This window comes from uncultured Pseudokineococcus sp. (assembly GCF_947495735.1).
Taxonomy (GTDB): Bacteria; Actinomycetota; Actinomycetes; order Actinomycetales; family Quadrisphaeraceae; genus Pseudokineococcus.
The window spans coordinates 117086-137386 of the sequence record NZ_CANMAA010000010.1 but is presented as its reverse complement, the minus strand read 5'-3'; the positions used below and the strand labels follow the sequence as shown (position 1 = coordinate 137386).

9 protein-coding genes are annotated in these 20301 nt (G+C 68.2%); 3 read left to right on the top strand and 6 right to left on the bottom strand.

From position 1 onward, the window contains the following. The first annotated feature begins 66 nt into the window (after positions 1-66). Together Q0848_RS13880 and Q0848_RS13875 are read left to right on the top strand one after the other, a co-directional pair. On the top strand, positions 67-669 hold the full coding sequence (locus Q0848_RS13880) for a hypothetical protein (RefSeq protein WP_299038536.1): 603 nt from the start codon (positions 67-69) through the stop codon (positions 667-669). A gap of 59 nt (positions 670-728) precedes the next feature. Beyond that, positions 729-1130, top strand: coding sequence for a hypothetical protein (locus tag Q0848_RS13875; protein ID WP_299038534.1), 402 nt, complete (start codon positions 729-731; stop codon positions 1128-1130). A gap of 15 nt (positions 1131-1145) precedes the next feature. On the opposite strand, the gene Q0848_RS13870 is transcribed toward Q0848_RS13875, so the two are convergent. Both Q0848_RS13870 and Q0848_RS13865 read right to left on the bottom strand, forming a co-directional pair. Further along, positions 1146-2102, bottom strand: coding sequence for a hypothetical protein (locus Q0848_RS13870; protein ID WP_299038532.1), 957 nt, complete (start codon positions 2100-2102; stop codon positions 1146-1148). Between the two features lie 388 nt (positions 2103-2490). Beyond that, positions 2491-7335, bottom strand: coding sequence for a DUF3320 domain-containing protein (locus tag Q0848_RS13865; protein WP_299038531.1), 4845 nt, complete (start codon positions 7333-7335; stop codon positions 2491-2493). 397 nt (positions 7336-7732) lie between these two features. Here Q0848_RS13865 and Q0848_RS13860 point away from each other — a divergent pair, with 397 nt between their 5' ends. After that, positions 7733-7927, top strand: a complete 195-nt coding sequence (locus tag Q0848_RS13860) for a hypothetical protein (protein WP_299038528.1) — start codon at positions 7733-7735, stop codon at positions 7925-7927. Between the two features lie 752 nt (positions 7928-8679). Here Q0848_RS13860 and Q0848_RS13855 read toward each other — a convergent pair. The 4 genes from Q0848_RS13855 to Q0848_RS13840 all read right to left on the bottom strand — a co-directional run bounded on the left by Q0848_RS13855 (position 8680) and on the right by Q0848_RS13840 (position 20225). Further along, positions 8680-11661: a DEAD/DEAH box helicase family protein gene (locus Q0848_RS13855; RefSeq protein ID WP_299038551.1), complete on the bottom strand. Its 2982-nt coding sequence runs from the start codon at positions 11659-11661 to the stop codon at positions 8680-8682. Next, positions 11661-13586: a site-specific DNA-methyltransferase gene (locus Q0848_RS13850; protein WP_299038526.1), complete on the bottom strand. Its 1926-nt coding sequence runs from the start codon at positions 13584-13586 to the stop codon at positions 11661-11663. Before Q0848_RS13850 ends, Q0848_RS13855 begins: the two co-directional genes overlap by 1 nt. Positions 13587-13644: 58 nt before the next feature. Beyond that, the gene (locus Q0848_RS13845) at positions 13645-16545 is read right to left on the bottom strand and encodes an SNF2-related protein (RefSeq protein WP_299038549.1); all 2901 of its coding nucleotides are present in this window, start codon (positions 16543-16545) and stop codon (positions 13645-13647) included. Positions 16546-16694: 149 nt separating this feature from the next. After that, positions 16695-20225 (bottom strand): TM0106 family RecB-like putative nuclease, encoded by a 3531-nt coding sequence (locus Q0848_RS13840; protein WP_299038524.1) that lies wholly within the window; start codon positions 20223-20225, stop codon positions 16695-16697. Positions 20226-20301: the final 76 nt, after the last annotated feature.

The following is a 20301-nucleotide window of genomic DNA, read 5'->3' as shown; positions in this document are numbered from 1 at the left end:
GGTCCTCTCGGTGCACCGGGTCATGCGGGATCCCATCGTGTCGTGCGAACGCGGTATCGTGTCTCCATGACACGACAGGGCTCGGCGTTGATCCCGCTGATGCGGGACTCGCAGGCCCGGTTGCTGGCGGCGGTCCTGCTGCATCCGAACCGGGAGGCGTCGATCGCCGACCTGGCCCGTGAGGTGGGAGCCGATGCCGGCAACCTCCACGGCGACGTCGAGAAGCTGGTCGAGGCGGGCATCTTCCGTGACCGGCGAGTGGGCCGTTCACGGCTGGTCGCACCGGGGGACAACCCCGTCAACGGACCTCTGGCTGAGCTCGTCGCCGTGGCCTACGGGCCGAAGGCCCTCGTCGAGGACGCCCTCAGCGGCGTGGACGGTCTCGAGGAGGCCTTCCTCGTCGGCTCGTGGGCGGCGCGCTACCTCGGAGAGCCGGGCCGGTCACCTGATGACGTCGACGTCGTGGTCGTCGGCGACGTCGACCGCGACGACGCCCACGAGCGCGTCGAGGCGCTCGTACCCCGTCTCCGGCGACCGGTGCAGGTGGTCTTCCGCACCCGCGCAGCGTGGGAGCGGGCGGACGACGCCTTCTCCCGCGACGTGCAGCGGCGGCCGCACGTCCGCCTGGACGTCGGTCGACAGCCGCAGCCGACGGAGCCGACGGCATGACGTGGCCGACCGGACGCGACGAGGTCCGTCGCCTTGTCGCAGAAGGGCGTCTCCAACAGGTGGTGGCCGACCTCGACGATGCCCGCGCGCTGCTGTCGACCGCACGCGCCCACGTCCGGAGTGCTGAGCTTGTGGCGGACGCGGATCCGGACGGCGCCTACGCGCTCCTCTACGACGCCGCACGAAAGGGCCTCACCGCGCTGCTCCAGGCCCAGGGGCTCCGGCCGACGAGCAGGGGTGGGCACGTCGCGGTGCAGGAGGTGATCCGGGCGCAGTTCACCCAACCGCCCCCGCGGGACGCCTTCCGGGCCTTCGCCCGCATGCGCACGACCCGGCACACGGTGGAGTACGCGCCGCGCAGCACCGTGACGAGCGACGACGTCGTGGCCGACCTGTCGGTGGTGCGGAGGCTGCTCGACGTCGCGGACCTGATCGTGGATCGGCTCGACGTCTTCGTCTGACATCTCGTCAGTCGCTCAGACGAGCGAACCGTCGTCGTCGCGGGCATCCTGCCCGGTCATCGTCTGCCACTCGCGGACGAGGCGTGACCGGGGCTTGCGTGGGGGCTTCGTCTCAGCGGGCCGCTCAAGGGCGTCCGCCCGTGCGGCGACGCGGTTCGCGACATGGGGGCGGAGGTGCCGGAACACGCCCTGCTGCCAGAAGAGCCCGCGGAAGGCCCACCAGCCGGCCCCGAAGTGGACGACCAGCAGGACCACCGCTGCGATGGCGAACCACGACCGGCTTCCGCCGAGCACACCGACGGCGGCGATCGCGACGACGACGACGAGGAGCCAGATCGGGAGGAACCCGAGCCAGGGTCCGACGCGTTCAAACGTCCTCTGCAGGGCTCCGGCGCGTACGACGAGGACGACGGTCAGGGTCACGACAGGGAGCGTGATTCCGGCGACCAGGAGGAGGAGACCCATCGCCGGCGTCCGCTGCGCCGGCAAGGCGTAGAGACCGGCGACGCCCAGCACTGCCGACGGGGTTGCGACCGCGACGACGACCCGACGTGTCCCGTGCTGCCGCTGTGGTCGGTGTGTGGATCTCCAGCGACTCTCCACCGTCCGCAGAACTCGCACCTCTCTGTGCCGCCGCCGGTCGTTCTCCCTCTGGAGCGCGACCCGGGCGTCGCGCGACGTTGTCGACACGAAGGACGACAGGGATACGACGAGGACCGTCAGCAGGATGACCATGACGGCGGCGAAGAGGTCCCCCGGGAAGACGGCGACGACGCTGGTCGTGCCGATCACGGTCGCCAAGGAGGCCACGGCCCACGACAATCCGGTGGCTCTCTCGTAGCGGCGGACGAGGCTCGTCTCCTCCGCGCGCAGAGCGGCCGCTCCCTCACGCCGGAGCGCATCGATGCGGTCGGCCGCTCCGCGTCCCTCGAGGACGGCGCCGAGGATGACGGCCGTCAGGACACCCAGCACGGCGGCGGTGTCCGAGACGCCGAGAGCAGCGGGGGGCCAGCGGAAGGGGACGCTGCGTCGACGAACGGCGACCGCAGCACGGACAGCACGACGCCTGCGAAGGCTGCGACGGCGAGGGGAATCAGCAGCGGTCTCGTCCGCTCGTCCGGCAGTCGCTCGGGCGGGTCGGCTACGTCCTCCTCCGGTCCACCGCTCGGCGAGGTCGTCGGCTGGCCACCTCGGCGACGCCGGCGAGCTTCTAGCGCTCGGAGAAGTCCTCTCGGACCGTCATGTGCAGCGGCTGCCATGTCGGGCATCGTGGACGGGAGGTCCGACAGTCCGGAGTCTCGATGTCCTGGAGTCGGCACACCTCGGCGACGACTCGCCTCGCGAGTCGTCGTTCGTCACCTCACGTGCTGAGGAGCACCTCGCCGTCCCGACGGAGGCGCTCGTCGCTGATCGCCAGCGACAGGGTCTGCGCCAGACGCTCACGGACTCCGGCAGTGAGGCGCCGCCCGCCGAACACGGCGAGCGTCTCGCGCAGCAGCTCGTCCTCCCTCATGCCGCCAGCTGAGCGGCAGACGTCGACCATCGCGTTGGCGACCTCGCGCAGCGGCAGGTGCTCGACGGAACGGTCGACGCCGGCAGGCGTGCGCCGGTAGCCGCGCCACGTCGACGGATCGAGCGAGGCCGGCCAGACGACCGGCTCGACGTCGTCGACGACGAGCGCGTCGGGCAGGCAGCCGAGCACCGCGGCCCTGCGGGCCTCGCTCACCCGCCCGAGCCCGAAGCCGGCGGCGACGAGCCGCGCCAGGCGATCGGCGTGCACCGGGCCCTCCGCCGCCACGACCTCCTCCAGCGCGCTGCGGACGGCGCGCACCGCCTCGCGTCGAGGAAGAGCGTCGAGCGTGGCCACGTCGCCGAGGGGGCGCGGCGACCACGGAAGGTAGTCGCGTACGTCCGAGGCAGCGCTGCTGGCCGGGGCCGCCTCCGTGGTGGTCGGCTGCGACGACAGGTGGCGCGGGTCGTCGAACAGGCTCCCCGTCGCATCGGCGAAGACGTCACCCCAGTTCTGGCCGAGGTCGGCGTCCACCACGGCGGCCGAAGACCGCAGCGGTGCCGGTTCGGAGGGCTCCTCGGGGTCCTCCGTCTGGCCGGATGGCGCGGCGACCTCCGCTCGCGGTGCCGGCAGGCTCGCCTCGGCCGGCGCGGCGGCACTCGTCGGCCGGGGCGCCGTCACGTCAGCGGCGTCCACCGCGGCCGCGAGCCGGTCCACGACGGCACCGGCGTCGTCCAGCCACGACGGCAGCCACACCCGCTCGACGGCGGGCCACCGCAGCATTCGCGACAGCACGTCGCGGGGGAGCCCGTCGCGGTCGCCGGTCGTGCGCCGCTGCGCCCACGCGGGGCCGTCCAGCAGGACGGCGAGCACCGGAACGTCCGGCGCGTGGGCCCGGGCGACGCTGAGGTCGATCGTGAAGCTCGACAGCCCGACGTCGGTGCGCACGACGTACCCGCGCGCTCGCAGCGCCTCGGCGATCTCCTCGCGGTGCCGGTCCTGCACCAGCCGCCGGCCGGTGTCCTGCGGCAGCGCGTCCGTGCCCTGCTCGGCGAGGTCGAGGTAGGCGCGCAGGTCCTTGATGCCGCGCGAGCTCGTCTCCTCGGCACGAAGCGCTGACGGGTCGAAGCTCGAGAAGACGACGACCTGCCGCCGAGCCCGCGTCACCGCGACGTTGAGCCGGCGCTCGCCGCCGCCGCGGTTCAGCGGGCCGAAGTTCAGCGGCAGCGCGCCCTTGTCGTTCTTCGCGAACCCGGTGGAGAAGAAGATGGTGTCGCGCTCGTCGCCCTGCACGTTCTCGAGGTTCTTGACGAAGAGCCCCTCCGGTGCGTCCAGCGCCTCGGCCAGCCGCGGGTCGTCGGCGTCCCGCAGCAGCGCCTCGACGAAGGCGCGCTGCTGCTGGTTGAACGTCACCACGCCGATCGAGGGTGCCTCGTCGGGGGAGCCGTCGAAGCGCCGCCGGATCTGCGCCACGAGGGCCTCGGCCTCGACCGGGTTGGTGCGCAGCAGCTTGCCCTTGCCGGTGCGGTGGAAGATGCCGTCCACCCGCACGAGGGAGACGCCGCGGCCGCCGTCACCGGGGTCGGCGGGGCCGTGCACCGGCGCGGGGAACGAGGAGAGCTTGTCGTCGTAGTACTGCCGGTTGCTGAAGGCGATGAGCGACTCGTCCTGGCTGCGGTAGTGCCACGAGAGCCACTGCTGCGGCACGCCCGCCTGCACGCACTCGGAGAGGATCGACTCCTCGTCCTCGACGACGTCCTCGGCCACCTCCGCGTCGTCGTCGGCGAGGCTCGACTCCGCGAACGACGTGGGCGGCATCTGCTTGCTGTCGCCGACCACGACGACGGAGCGGCCGCGACCCATGGCGCCCACCGCGTCGGCCACGCGCACCTGCGAGGCCTCGTCGAAGACCACGACGTCGAAGAGGTCCCGCTCGGCCGGGAAGAAGCGGGCCACCGAGTCGGGGCTGACGAGCACGCACGGCATGAGTTGCGTGATGAGGTTGTGGAAGTTCTGCATGAGCTCGCGGACCGGCATGCCGCCGCGCTGGCGGGCGAGCTGGCGCTTGAGCAGCCCCACCTGCCTGCGCCCGGCGGACGGGTCGAGCGTCCTGGACGCCAGCACCTGCTGCGGCAGCGCGGTCGTCAGGTGCTGGCGCACGGACGACGAGGAGCGCGTGAAGCGGTCGACCGCTCGCTCGTGCACCCGACCGTCGAAGGCGTCGAGCCCCGTTCCGCGGCGCCGCTCGGCGAGCGAGGCGTCGGCGAGGCCGCGGTCGAACGCGCGGGCCGCCTCGTCGGCGTCGAGCTCTCCGCGCAGCAGCGCGGTGCGGGCCTCCTGCAGACCCGCGGCGCGCAGCGGCTCCAGCTGCTCGAGCAGGGCGAGCCAGCGGCGCAGCGACGTCAGCCCCGGGGAGCCGACCGCGCGGGCCGGCGACGTCTCGACCCACCGAGGGAGCAGGCCGCCGTCACCGGTCCACGCGGCCAGGAGGTCGGACGAGGTACTCGTGGTGGCCGCCACCAGCTGCGCCACCGCCGCGCTCACCCGGGTCACGGCGGCAGCGCTCGCGGCGTCCGTACCGGCACCGGTGCCGACGAAGCGCCGCAGCGCGCCGACGAAGCCGCCGTCACGGCCACCGGCGTCCACCTGCGCCGCAGCCCACCGCAGCCACTGCACCTGCCGGTCGACGAGCGTCCGCCCCTCGTCGGTCAGCGGGTTCCACGTCTGCGGGACGACGACACCGGGGATGGTGCTGGCCCGGCCCGCGAGCCCGCGGACCACGCCCTGCACCTGCAGCAGCGCGCCGGTCAGCTCGGGCACCTGCTTGGGCGCGACCTCCACACCGGGGCGCAGTGCCGGCTCCAGGCGGACGAGCACCGCGCGCAGGCGCTTCTTCCGCCCGAAGAAGCCCGACGCGGCCGCGGCCTGGGCCTCGGCGTGGATGTCGGCCAGGGGGAGGTCGAGCGCCGCGGGGGTCGCCGAGTCCAGGCCGGGGTGCGACGCCGCGGCGAAGGCGGCGATGTCCCCGGCCAGGGAGCCCGTCGCGTCCTGCCACCGCGGGGTGCGGGCCTCGTCGAGCACCTCGAGACCGGGCGTGGGCCCGAGCACCCCGGTGAGGGCGACGAGGTCCGCGGGGGTGCGGGCCGCGCGGACGGCCTCGGCCAGTGCGCCGTCGGACGGCAGCGCCGCGACGGCCGCCTCGAGCTCGCGTGCCGCGGCGTGCACGGCGTCCACGTCCAGCGCCGTGCCGATGGGCGGGTCGACGAAGGCCCACGGGTGCGTCGGCGAGGGCTGCGCCAGGTCGGAGACGTCGGGCAGGTCCGCCAGCGCGCGGCGCACGCGCGCGACGGCGTCGGCCTGCGCGCTCGCGGCGAAGGCCTCCGGCACGGGCATGGCCTCGACGTCGTCCCCGAGGGCCAGTCGTGCATCCTGCGCCCCGTAGAGGGAGTGGCCGGCGCTGTTCGGCTCGTGCAGCCGCCGCGCGTAGCGGACCAGGGCGCGGCGGGAGGAGCGCAGGTCCTCGAGGTCGGCGGACAGGCCGGTCTCGTCCGTCTCCAGCGCGAGGTCGAGGGCGCGCTTGATCTGCTCGCGCACCTGCTTGGGGCGGCTGGCCTTGTCGTGCAGGTCGAGGCAGAAGGCGCCCATGCCGACGTCGTGCAGGCGCCGGCTGACGACGTCCAGGGCCGCGCGCTTCTCGGCGACGAAGAGCACGCGCTGGCCGTCGGCCACGGCACGGGTGAGCAGGTTGGTGATGGTCTGCGACTTGCCGGTGCCCGGAGGTCCTTCGAGGACGAAGGTGCGGCCGGCGACCGCGTCGGCCACGGCGGTGAGCTGGGAGGAGTCCGCCGGCACCGGGCAGCGGGCGGCGAGCTCGTCGAGGTCGACCTCACCGGGGTCGGGCGCCGGGTCGGTGAACGGCTCGGTGGGGGTGCTGACGAGGTGCTGGACCAGCGCGTTGCCGGTCAGCGCCTCCCAGTTCTCGTCGAGGTCCTTCCACAGCCGGAACTTGGCGAACTGCAGGATCGACAGGTCCGCCGTCGGCTCGACGCGGAAGGGCAGCCCCTTGGCGGCGACAGCCACGCGGACGGCGGTCAGGGCGGCGTCCAGGTCGATGCCGGAGCCGTCGCTCGCCGGCTCGGCGAGGTCGGGGATCTCCAGGCCGTGCACCTGGCGCAGCTTCTCGAGCAGGCAGAAGTTGGGCGTCGACATGCCGGACTCGTCGAGCACGAGGCGGTAGTGACCGCCGCGACCGCTGGGCTTGAGCGTCACCGGCACCAGGACGAGCGGGGAGCGCAGCTGGCGTGCGTCGAGGGTCCACACCAGCGTGCCGAGGGCCAGGTAGAGGTTGTTGGCGCCCGTCTCCTCGGTGATGGTGCGGGCCTTGTGCGCGAGCCCGCGCAGGGTCGTGTCGTAGCGAGCCTCGGTGGCATCCGCGAAGACGGCGTGCTTGCCGAGCAGCAGCTCTGCCAGCTGCTCCTGCGGCAGGTCACGGCCGAAGCCGATGCCGCGCTCGGCCTGGATGGCGGCCACCTGGTCCGAGGGCAGCAGCTCGATCGGCGTGCCGGCGTGGACGGCGTCCTCGAGGTCGCCGAGGTGGGCGTCGGGCACCGCCAGCGACAGCCGCGCCCGGTCGGTGAAGTTGATGAGCCGGTTGCGCAGGCTCAGGTCCAGCAGCGCGTTCTTCCACTGCCCCACCCGGCGGGGACGAGCCGTCCCTGCCGGTCCCGCACCGGCTGCGGCGCGCGCTGCCTGGCGGTGGTGCCGGGCAGCGTCGCGTGCGCGGCCGGGCTGTAGGTGGTGACAGTGACGGATCCGTCGTCGGCTCGGGTCCTGGCGGGCAGCGGGTGGACGCCGTCACGGCGCGCCTGGTGCACGTCGGTGACGCCCAAGACGGCGCTCATGTCGCCCGTGAGGTACGGGCGTAGGGCTGCCGCTGCTCAGGGCAAACGGCGTGGGGTAATCGGACGCCGTGAGCATCGTCGTCTCGACGAGACCGATGAGCCCCAGGTCGACGTAGTTGACGACGTCAGCCACCTCGGTCTGGGCGGCGTTGCCGCGGGAGCGCTCCTCCCGCCAGTAACCCGAGAACGATGTGGCCCTTGACGAGGAAGAGCACCGGGTGGATACCCGCGTGCTCGAGCGCGGCGGCCATGACGACGACGGTGTCGAGGCACGTGCCCACGCGGCCCTCGAGGACCTCGCCGGCCTGCGCACCTTGTGCCCGTGGTCGGGCCAGCTGGGTGGCGGCTCGCTGTACCGGATGCCGCGCGCCTGCATCGCCTCGTAGACGCAGCGGACGATCTCGTCGACCCGCGCGGCGCCGGCCTGGTAGCCCTGCACCGACGGGCTCCCGGTCGAGGCGCCGAGCCAGTCGGCCACCTCGCTGAGCAGCGGCGCGATCGCCGGGTGGTTGGGTATGACGTGCGCGGCGAGCATCTCGAGGCTGAGCTGCTCGATGACGTCCTCGGTCGCTCCTTGCTGCCGGCCTCCTCGCCGTCGACGAGGAGGGACGTGCGGATGAAGCCCGGCCGCTGCTCCTCCACCTGCAGCATGACCGCCGGGTCGACGGTCATCCGGATGTCGCGGTAGACGGCCTTCTCGCCGGCGGGGACGTCGATGACCAGCTCGTGCGGTGACCCGATCGGCCCCTCGGCGTCGCTGAGCTGCAGCCGCAGCCTGACCCGCGCAGCTGCGGGCCGCGGTTCACGAGGGCGAGCGCGTCGACCACCTCGATGCGGTTGTGCGCCATCGCGTAGCTGATTAGAGGACGCGTCCGCAGGGCGAGGCGGACCTGCTAGTCCTTCGGCTCGGTCGTCGTGGGCGTGCTGGTGGTGTTCAACGTGCTTCCCCCGTGGTCGGCCGCAGTGCTGACGTGCCCGTCAACCTAATTGGGCTCATCGCAAACGGGGGTGCAGCTGGGGCCTTGGAGCCCCGGTTTCAGACCCAAGCTGCACACTCGTTTGCGATGAGCCCCTCCACCCCGCCACCGACGCGCAGACCTTCTCAGCCCACCGCCGCACTCTCGTCTGCGAAGAGCCCTCATAGCTTCCACGCTCCCGGCACTGCTCGTGCATAGTCCTCGATGCCGATGGCTTCGAAGTGGCGCTTGGCGGACTTGATCTTGGCGAGCTCGGTCGGGCGGAGCTTCGAGTCGTCGAGCGTGCTCTTCGTCTCGCGGATCATGTAGATCCGCTCCTCGCCGTCCTCCTGCTTGATGATCGCCCAGTCGGGGCTGTACGGGCCGACCGGGGTATCGATCTTGAACTTGGCGGGCAGCTTCATGAACAGCTTGATGTCCTCGCGAGAGTCGAGCAGCTCTGCGAACTGACGCTCGACGTCGGAGTCGAAGACGACGAAGTCAAAGTCGGTCTTATGTGTGTGCTGCACCTTGTACATTTGATCGAGGAAGCGCTCCTTCTCCTCCTCGCCATCCCGCTGCAACTCGCGCAACTCGTAGACCGAACCTGCGATCCGCTCGTACTGGATGCCATCGACGACGATCTTCGCCAGCTCACTCTGAAGGGCGCGCTTGGTCATTGCGATATAGTCGTTCGGATTGCCGATGAACTCGCCCAGCCGGCCGCTGCCGATCAGGATGTCGACAATGGTCTTGCGGGTGAGGGAGGTGGCCTCCTGTAGTTCAGTAATGACGTCGGGCAGGTCGTAGCTGCCCTTAAGGTCTGCCGAGCGGGTGCCAAGTTCTTCACCCTTTGCGCCGCCCCGCAGCACCTTGACTCCGGCGCGGGTGACTCGGATACGTAGCGCGTCGATCGTCGGCGCCTCGCGGATCGCCCGGACGGCGTTCTCGATCAACTGGTCGCGGCCGACCCTGACGCGGTAGGTGGTCTTCTGGCTGATTCTCTCCCAGAACTCCTCGAACTCCAGGGTCGAGTAGAGCTGCTTGTTGAGCACACGCGGCTGACGCCTGCTGACCGGCTTGACGTACTTGCCGATGTTCGCGCGCTCGACCAGCTCGATGATGATCGACTCAGCCCATGCGAAGTCGACCGGCAGGCCGAGGTCAAAGCCAAACTGGTTCGGCTGGAACTTAGAGGTGACCGCGCCGTCCTTGTCGATGAAGTTCTTGTCCTTGAGGTGCTCCCATACTAGGACGGAGCGTTCGTAGCCGAACTGGTCGTCGGTGAGTGCGCCATCTCCGTCCTGCAGCGGAATCTTCGAAAACTCGGCCCGACGCACCCGACCAATCTCGACGCCCGCGTCCTTGTACTCGCGCTGAAGCGCGTCCGCGAACTTCGTGTACGACTCATTCGCCACCACGGTCAGCGTGGCGACTCCACGATCGGAGACACGGGCGTAGCCATCATTAGTCTTGGCGACCGGGAGACGCAGCCCACGTCCGAGGGTCTGGCGACGCTCAGTTTCGGCGCCCACCTCGCGAAGGGTGCAGATTTGAAACACGTTCGGGTTGTCCCAACCCTCGCGCAGGGCAGAGTGGCTGAAGATGAACCGCACCGCCTCGTTCTCGTCGAGCAGGCGTTCCTTCTGCTGCATGATCAGTTCGTAGGCGTCGTCATCGGCCTTGGTCGTGCCGGACGAGTCCTGAAAGGTAGTCGTCTTCCCGCGCTTGATCTGGGAAAAGTAGGCGCGGCGAAGCTCGTTCGGCGGTTGGGGCAGCAACTCCTGGTACCGGGCGGACTTGGCGCGCTCCTCGACGAAGACCTCATCGAACCACTCCACGAAGTCACCACTGGCGTCATCGTTGTTCGTACCGTCGCCCAGGTAGCTAGCGACCTTGTCGACGAAGAAGAGGCTGAGCACCTTGATGCCCTTGGCGCGCAACATCAACTCCTTGCGTAGATGCTCGCGAACAGTCTCGCGGATCATCTCCTTATAAATCGCGCCGGCCGAGGCGCCGATGCTCTCACCTTCGTACAGGAAGCCGTGCATGGTGAGATCGACGTAGGCAGGCTCGATGCTCATCTCGTTAATGCGCAAACCCTCGTAGATCGGGTTGTTTGTCAGGCGCGCATCCGACAGCTCCTGGTGCTGCTTCACGCTCACGGCCCGCCGTTCAAGTGAGCCATCAGCCTTGCGGCAGGACAGCTCCAAGCGGGCGGACCACGACGGCTGGCGCCGTACCCCGATCATCTTGACGTAGGGCGTCGCATCCGCGCCCTGCTGGGCCACCTCCGCCACAACGACCTGCTTCACCAGACCGAGGTCGTGGGCGTCGACCGGGTCAAGTCGGTAGACGACGTTGCGCTGCTTTTTGTGCGTCGCGCTGTAGCGCAGAGTGAATACAGGGTCGAGCTCGCCAACCGCCGACTGCGACAGCTGCGACTCCATGTTCTGCGGCTCGTCCATGATGACGACTGGGTGGGTCGCCTTCAGGTAGTCGATCGGCCGCAACCCGTTCAGCTTCTCGCGAGCCTGGTGGATGATACGGGTGTTCGCAGTACCGCGGATCGAGTCAATGGTCATGATCAGGATCTGCACGTTCGTCGACGTCGCGAATGACTGCACCTCCTCCGCACTCTTGCCGCTGTAGACCGAGGCATCGAAGGTGATGCCCCGCGGCTTGTAGAGGTTCTCGAAGTGTTCGCGCATGAGGCGAATGCTCGTGCTGACACCCTCTCGGATCGCCACGCTCGGCACTAGGATCACGAATTTCGTAAAGTTGTAGCGGACGGCTAGATCGAAGATCGTGCGCAGATAGACATAGGTCTTACCTGTACCGGTCTCCATCTCAATGTCGAAGTCGAGTCCGTCACCCGCAAGCGACGGTGCAACCTCAAGGCCGTTCCGATCCTGCAGACGCTGCAGGTTCGCGAGGATTAAGGCACGATCGAGTACGAGGCTATTGCCGACCGCACCGACCTCCTGCGTGAGGTCGATATCGAGCGCCGCCTGGTCCGAATCGGAAACTACCGTCGCACCACTCAGCGTCGTGACCAAGTTCTCCGCATCCTTCGGCTGCCCGTCGAACAGGTCGACAACGGACGCGATCGCATCCAGCTGGTACGGCTGACTGGCGTCGAACTGGAATCCTGATGCGTTCATCACGCCGTCCAAATCTCAATGCCCTTGCTCTTCGCGAGCTGGGCCAGATTGGTTTTAATCTCATCGTCCCCCTGGAAAGCGTCCTCCAGCACGATGATCCGCGTCGGAGACTCATCAACCAGCTCACGAAGCTGCTCGAGCGTCGGCTTCGCGTGCTCGTTGAGATAAGCCAGCACGGCAACGTCTCCATCACTGTCTCGAACAATTCGTACGTCAAGGCCACTAATCTCGGCGGACGAGATGGCCTCAGTAAGCGAGTAGCCCTGCTTCAGAAGAATCTCGGTAAGAAGTTCATCGGCAGTGGCGTCGTCGGCTGCGCTGTCTCGGAGGCTCAGCAAGTGTTGCTGAAGTGCGTCCTCCTCGACATTGCTTGACGACCGCCACTTCGAGAAGTTGGTATCGGAGAGCCTGTAGGAGCGGAAACCGACATCCGGCACATCAACGTCCAGTGTGATTGCCTCCTGCACCCGCTTTCCTGCCCGCCTGAGTCGCTCCTGCGCTACCTGACTGATGCTCAACAAGCCAACCGCCCTCGCTGCAGAGTCTCTCCCAGTGGGTTCGGGCAGTTGAACTTGGATACACCGCCGACGCCCACCATCCTCAGCATTTAACTCCATGAGGGCATGGCCAAGAGTGCCCGAGCCGGCGAAAAAGTCGAGCGCGATGAAGCTGTCGGACGGGATCATTCGACTCAAATAACGCAGGAGCGAGGTCGGCTTCGAGTAGTCGAACACCACTACCCCATCGAAAAGCTCTCTGAGACTTTCGAAGGCCTCCGTGTTCCGCTTAACTCCAACCTCGTCGTCGTTGATGATGTCGGACGGCGCAATGAAGGCGTCGACCCGGTCACCCATGCCGTAGTACATGGTTGCAAGGGAAGGCGTCTTGAAAAACACCTCCGTGCCGGCTTCGAGCCGCTCGAGGACAGTTGATTCTGACCATGAGAACCTCGCTCGAATGCGAACAGGTGCCACATTGGTGCCGGACCGGACAGTGAGTGAATCGAGAAGCTCCACCTCTTTCCCGGGCTTACCAAAAGTTCCAACCTGATAACTTCGATCGGAGAATTTGAATTGAATACTTGCTGCAGGGAACTGCACGACACGAGCGCTGTTCCCCGAGTTGAATAGCGGCGCCGCCACATTGTAGGAATCGACCCCCCGAAGAATCGATGCAGATTTCTTTCGATAGCAGACAACATACTCGTACTTATTGCGAATTAGCTTACTCAGGCTGGGCGCCTTACTCGTCTTGTTCCACTTGAAGGTGGCGATGAAGTTCGCCTCGCCAAAGATTTCGTTCGCGAGCTTCAGCAAATTACCGAGTTCATTGTCGTCGATCGAGATGAAGATGATGCCGTCGTCGGTGAGTAGGTTCCGCGCAAGCTTGAGGCGTGGGTACATCATGTTGAGCCAGTTGGAGTGATAACGGCCCTCGGTCTCGGCGTTGGTAGTAACCCTTGTGCCCTCCTCGTTGACCTGGTGTGTCCACTCGAGGTAGGTGTCGAGGCCCTCCTTATAGTTGTCCGGGTAGACGAAATCTTTGCCGGTGTTGTACGGAGGGTCTATATAGATTAGTTGTATCTTGGCGTGGTAGTGCTTCTGTAAAACCTTAAGCACCTCGAGGTTGTCACCCTCGATAAAAACATTTTGCGTCTTGTCCCAGTCCTTCGAGTTGTCGAAGTCGGGTTTCAGCGTCGCCGTGGTCGGCTCCTGCGCCGCACGCAGGGCGCGCTTCTTGCCAGGCCAGAACAGCCCGAACCGCTCACTGCCGTCGACTGCATCCCCGTCGAGTAGTTCCTTAAGCTTCTCGACATCCACCTTGCCGTCGGCGATGGCTTCGGGAATAAGATCGGCAAGCTGCGCTGCCAGTTCGTTGTGAAAGTTCGGAGTAGCGGATGGCACTTCGGAGATCTCGTCAGTCATTCGGGTGAACCTCTCCTATGAAGGAACAGTCTGCGTCGGGTTGTGAATGACTCGGGGTTTATGTGGTGATCCGCCAGCGAATTGTAAACAGGTGCTCGATCTCCTGGGTCCCTTGGAGGGACTGCTCGATTAGTTCTAGATACCTGTCGGCCCCTGCGCGAAGTTTCTTGCGCGTGTTCCGAAAGTTCTCGTCGGCCTCCTCGGAACGCTGCTCCCACTTGCGGGCTTCCTTCTTGAGCCGTAACTGCTCCATCGGTTCATCGGCCCGCCGGGCCTGTTTGCGGGCTTCCTTTTCCTTGGCCCGGTAGTCGCGGATGGCGCCTTCGTGTTCGGCCTTTCGGTCCTGCTGGTTGCGGTAGATCAGTTCCTCCTGCTGGTCGTAGTAGCGAGAATTCCGTCCATGGACTTCCTTCTCCAACTCCGCGCGGCGTGCATCAAGGCGCGGCGTGAAGCGCGACTCGTCGATCGTCACAGGTTGCTCTCCGACCGACGTGCAGGCCAGGTCGAGGATGTCCGCGACATACTCCTCGTCGAGCCATTGGCCTTCATCCGTCAGGGCGCCAGCCAGCATGTAGGACTCGGAGACGTCCTCATCGCCCGCCTTCATGCGGAAGGTCGCGAGGTTCACGGTCAGCTCGCCACTGGTGTCTTCGAGTGCCCGGATCGCTCTACTGACGCGGTCTGACCGCCCGAGCGAGAAGGTCAGCTCACGCGCCGGCGTCTGATGTCCCATCGACGTGTCGACGACGTACTGGGCCAGTGGGCTCGCGTAGCGATACTGGTGAGCGTTGTCGAGCGGCTGCGACTTGAAGAAGTAGCGCCCGGTCGGCGCATCCCCGACCGGCGCCTCGCTCAGCATGAACGTGCGGCCGTCGCCCTCGAAGGAGGCGAACCGGTCGAGCTCGTGTTGGGTCACGGCGAGCAGCAGGCGCTCGAACTTGTTGAGCACCTCGCCGGACTGCATGTCGCACGCCTTGAGGCGATCCTGAACATGTGGGTCGAGATTGTCGAAGACCTTCGCCTTGGCGCTCGCCATCTCGCGCGAGATCTCGCTCGCGTACTGGCCCTCAAGTTCGCGAAATGCGGCATCCAGCTCGTCGGCGGTTGTGCAGCGGTTGAGGATATCGCTGATCGCCTTCTCGAAGTTCAGCCCATCCTGGATCGCGCCGAGCACCTCGTCGCTCGCGCCGAAGACGCTGGAGAACAGCTGGAACTTATCGGTCAAAAGTTCAAGGATGCGCTGCTCGGCGATGTTTCCCTTGTTCGAAAAGTTCATGACGACGACGTTGTGCTTTTGCCCGAAGCGGTGCACGCGGCCGATGCGCTGCTCGACGCGCTGTGGATTCCAGGGCAGGTCGTAGTTGACGAGCATCGAGCAGAACTGCAGGTTGATGCCCTCCGCTGCGGCCTCGGTCGCGATCATGATCGTGCCCTGCTCGCGGAAGTAGTCCACCAGCGCCTTGCGGCGATCCACGGCGGCAATGCCGGTGACCAGGTCGCCGTCCCGATTGGCCTTGAGCCAGTCCTGGTAGATCGCGGTCTGCTCCGGCCCGTTGTTCGAGCCGTTGAACAGGACAACTCCGTCGCCGCGGCCGGTCTCACGCAGGGAGCGCGCGATGTACTCCTGCGTCTTAGTCGAGTCAGTGAAGATAATCGCTTTATCCGGGGCCCCAAGTTCACGGAGCCGCTCGAACCCGAGGTGGAGCGCTTCACCGAGTTTGATGGCCTTCTGGTTCTCCGTGGTCGAGCGGGCAAGCGCGGCATACTCGCGCAACTCGGCAACCTCAGCGCGCATCGCCTCGAGCAGCGACTCATCAAGCGGCAACGATGAGGGCCGGGAGCCACCGCCAGTCCGCTCGATCTCCTCGGCCTCCTCCAGCTCCTCGCTGGTGATCTCATCGTCGACCGCGAAGTCGGCTGCCACGAGGCCACCACGACCATCGCGGCGCCGTCCGGCCGCGACCTCATGCGCGAGACGGTTGGCGATGTTCTCCAGCGTGCTCGCAACCGCATAGGTCGACGAGCCGAGGCGCTTGCGGATGATTAGGGCGGAGAGGTGACGCTGACTGCCGGCGAAGGCGAACAATTGATCACGATGCAGATAGTCGTTGACCAGGTCGTAGAGCCGCGCCTCGTCTGGCGACGGAGTGAACTCGACCGTCAGCGGCAGGCGCTTGGTGAAATGGATGTACTTTTCAGCATCACGCCGTAGCGTGCGCTTCGAGACGGTCGCGACACGCTCCACCAGGTCGTCATCGACTCGCAGGTCACGGCTGTTGACGTACCGCTCGCGGAACGCATCGAGCGAATGGAAGTAGCCGGGGTCGAAGATCGACACCAGCCCATACAATTCCTCGAGTTTGTTCTGCAGCGGCGTCGCCGTCAGTAGCACAGTCTTGCGCGCGCCAGACACGACGTGTGCCACCGCCTCCGCGGCCTTGGTCTTACCTGTCCAGTAGTTCCGCAGGCGATGCGCCTCATCGGCGACCACGAGATCCCATGCCTTCAGCAGCGAGGTCTCGCGCCGGAGCGCGAACTCGTAGGAGCAGATCAGCACCTGCGCCGAGCGGCTACCGACGTGTGAGAGCAGCGAGTCCTTTGACTTCGGATCGAGGATGGCGGACGGTATCATGAACTTCTCGCCCAGCTCCTGCTGCCACTGCTGCCGTAGACTGGACGGGGCAACAATCAGGATGCTCCGACGGCGCTCCGCCCAGTACTGCGAAATGACGATGCCCGCTTCGATCGTCTTTCCGAGGCCGACCTCGTCAGCGAGGATGACGCCCGGCAGGAGCGGGGTCTGCAACGCGAACAGCGCGGCGTCGATCTGGTGCGGCTTCGGCTCCACCTGCGCGTCGAACAGGAGGCCGGCGAGCTTGCCGACGTGATCGTTCGCGTAATTGCGCTGCAGCTCGTGGGCGTAGTACTTCGCCTGGTAGTCAGTCAGCGTGCAGGTCATCGGCACCACCTTGACGCTACACGCCGGCGCTGACGTAGTGAACTGCTCGCGTCGCCGTCGCTCGGACGGCTCTGCCGCTCCCCGACGCGCCCGTGGCGTCATTCGCCGAGGCGTCGCCGGACGGGCGGCCCGCTGCGAAGCGCCCTGACTCACGCCTGACGAGCCCTCGCCACTAACCGGCACAGAACGTCGAGCGGCCGAATCGACCCCGTCGTCGTCACCCGTGCGTCGAGTAGACGCGGGCTGCCGACGAGGACCGCAAGACATCGCGCGCGGGAGATCGCCACGTTGACACGGTGGACGTCGGCGACGAAGCCGGCGCCGCGCGGCGCGGTCTCGCCGTCCGAGGCTGCGGTCGAGTAGACGACGGCCGCGGCCTCCTTGCCCTGGAACTTGTCGACGGTGCCGGCGGCGACGGCGCGCAGCCCGGCGGCGTCCAGCGCTGCGCGGAGCCTGGCGACCTGCGCGTTGTACGGGCTGACGACGAGGACGTCCGTCTCCTCGAGCGCCTGCTCACCGTCGGGCCCGATCCAGCGGCGCCCGACGAGGTCGCGAACGACGCCCAGAACGGCGTCCGTCTCCTCGGCGCTGCTCTGCGAGCAGCCGCTGTGGTGCACCGGCATCCATCGCAGGCCTGTCTCCGACAGCTCCTCTCGGCGCCCGGGCAGCGGCAGCACGCGCTGGCCGTGGGTGCTCGCGTGGGCGGTGAGGCGACCGTCGTAGGCGATGTCCGAGATGTAGCCGGTGACGTCCGGGTGCATCCGCCGCGTCGCGGCGAGGAACAGGCCGACCGCGGGCGGCATGGTCGCGTGGCCGCCGGCTAGGTGCTCCAGCGCGCTGACGCCGACACCCGGCGGGTGCGTGGCGCGCTGGGGCTTGGGCAGCTGCTGCGGGTCGCCCAGCAGCACGAGGACTCGTGCCCGGCGGGCCGCGGCGAGCACGTCGGCGAGACCCATCTGCCCGGCCTCGTCGACGACGAGGACGTCCAGCTCGGGTGCGTCGTCGTGCGAGAAGGCCCACGCCGTCCCGCCGACGATTTGTGCCTCGGCCCAGCCGTCCCGCCGTTTGGTCACACGCAGCGGTGACGCGCAGTCGTCCTCACATAGGCGCTTCCACTTCTCGGTGGCCTTCGCCCCGGAGGGCGCTTGGCTGTCGTAGTGGTAGGTCGTCGTATCGGGAAGGAGGGCATGCACCGACCGCAGCAACCCGAGCACGATCTCGTGGGAGCCGGCCGTGACGCCGACCTTGAGCGGTGTCTCACCCGCCACGAGCGCAGCGATCAGGTGACTGCCGAGGTAGCTCTTCCCTGCACCGGGCGGTCCCTGCACCGCCAGCACGTCGACGTGCCCGTCCCGGACGAGTCGGACGGCGTGCGCGACGTCGTCCTCGTCCGTCTGCGCCGGCGAGAGGGGTGCGCCGTCCAGCCGCGGGCGCCGCAGGAGCAGGCTGCGCCCAGCCGGCCGCGACGAGGGCGCCGTCGGGCCGTACGCAAGGACGCCCTCGGCGGTCTCGACGAGGGACCGCACGAGTGCGTCGGTCGCGACAGGGCTGGTCGAGTCGAGGGCGTCAGGGTGCGGCAGCCCACCCGTCCACCCTGCGCGGGCCAGCTGCTCGTCCTTGACGCCCAGGCGCAGCTCGACGCCGTCGGCCGTCTCCTCGACGGAGCGGACGCTCCCGAAGACCAGCTGTCCGCCTGCGAGGACGTTGACTTTCCCGGTGCCGATGCGGTGCTCCTGCAGCGGCGCCCGAACTACCCACGCGCCGTCGTCCTCGCCGATGACCTCGAGGCCGCCGAGCAGCCGGCTGTCCTCTACGACGGCGTCCGGGTCGGCGGCGGCGGTCTCCGCAGCGCGGAAGACCTCCTGCCACGCCACCCGTTCCTCGTCGGCGTGGTACCCGAGCAGTCCGGCGAGCAGGCGGCGCGCCTCCGACTCCGGGTCCTCAGAGACCTGGGCGACGTCGGCGCCGTCGAGCAGCTGGGTCGCGAGCTCGCTGCAGCGGCGTCGCAATTCATCCTTTGCGGAGGGCTCGGCGTCGTCTGCCGCGTCGGCCTCGTCCGTGACCACCAGGGGTGGCTCGACGACCGGCTGGACGAGGCGGCCGTCGCCGACCGCCTCGTCGCGCAGACGCAGCAGGTAGTCGCGCAGCCCTCGGGTCGACTCGCAGTCGAGGCGGTTGTACTGCTCGATCTCGTCGAGCACGGACTGCTCGCCGCTGACCAGCCACTGCTCGAAGGCGTCGATGCTGTCGGCCGCGGTGGAGACCTTGTCACCCAGAGACTTGTGGTCGACGCCGTACAGCGCCTCGATCTTCTTAAGGCTGTACGACGGCACGCCGGCGCGAAGACCCCGGCGGACGGCGGCGTACAGGTCCACGAGCAGCCCCTCGCGCAGCCACGCGTCGACGATCTCCTTGCGCGTGCCGTGCGTCTGCGCGAGGCGGGCCAGCGCCGTCCGCTCGTAGGGGGCGTAGTGGTAGATGTGCAGTCCGGGGTGGGTGCGCCGTCGCCGCTCGACCCAGTCGACGAAGTCCCTGAACGCCGTGCCCTCGGCGCGACGTTCGACGCCCCAGAAGGCCGTGAAGGTGTCGTCGTGGACGGCGCCGAAGAGGTACTCCAGGCCGTGCGTCCGCGCACCGCCGATGCCGTCGACGTAGAGCGGGTCGCCTTCCATGTCGAAGAAGACGTCACCGTCGTCCGGCTCCGGGAGCAGCCAGAGACCTGGCCGCAGCTCGGCCGCGGTGAGCCGCGCCGGGTGGGGGAGGACCTCGACCAGTGGGTCGTCCTGAGTGGATCGCCGCGCGAGGGCCTGCAGCTGTGCCTGCCGCCTCAGCCCGGCAAGCGTGGCGTCGGAGAGCCGGGGGACTGCGGTGGTCGACGTCGCCAGCTGGTCCAGCGTCGTGATGCCCGCGGCCCGCAGGTGCGCCGCCTGCTGACGACGCAGCCCGGCGACGAGGGAGAGGTGGTCCGTCTGCTCCCGCTGGTCGGCGCATGGCGTGCCGCTGCCGCATTCGGTGCACCAGGCGATGGGCTCGACGAAGTCGGGCGCGAGGCCGCCGCGGGCGGGCAGGTCCCGGACGAACGCAGTGGTCCGCTCCGCGGCGTGCTGCGCCCAGGCGTCGACGCTGCGCGCGGGCACGTCCTCGTGCCGGCCGTCGCCGAGGTGGAGCCGGACGTCGTCGTGCATCGGGACGCCCCTGCGATCGAGGGCGGTCCGGTACAGCGCCAGCTGCAGCAGCGCTCCCGGCCGGACCGATCGGGCGAGCTTCGCGTCCTCGACCCGCCAGCCCGACTCGGTGAGGACGAGGAAGTCGGGCCGGCCGACCAGGGCCACGCTCCCGGCCTCGTCGAGCACGGCTCCCTGCTCGACGACGGCGCCGATGGCCCCGCGGTCGGACTGGCGCCGAAGGTGGGTGACCGTCGCCATAGCGAGCGAACGCCAGGCGTCGAGGTCGCGGGTGGGGCCGCTCAGGTCGACGTGCGACGGCGTGTCAGCGATGAGGCGGGCCTTCACCTCGCGCTCGTGCTCCGTGCCACGGACGGACACCGCGGTGGAGGAGTCGTCTTGTCGTGGGACGACGCCGTGCGCGGCGCGCAGCGCCGTCACCGTGCGGTGCGTGCAGGCCAGGTGCTCGACGACGTCCCCGGCGCTGAGGAGGACCGCGCCGTCGTGGACCCTCATCGCTGCCTGCCCTCACCGCAGGCGGGGTGCTTCGACAGGCCGACGAAGACGCCCTCGCGCCTAGCCTCTACATGCC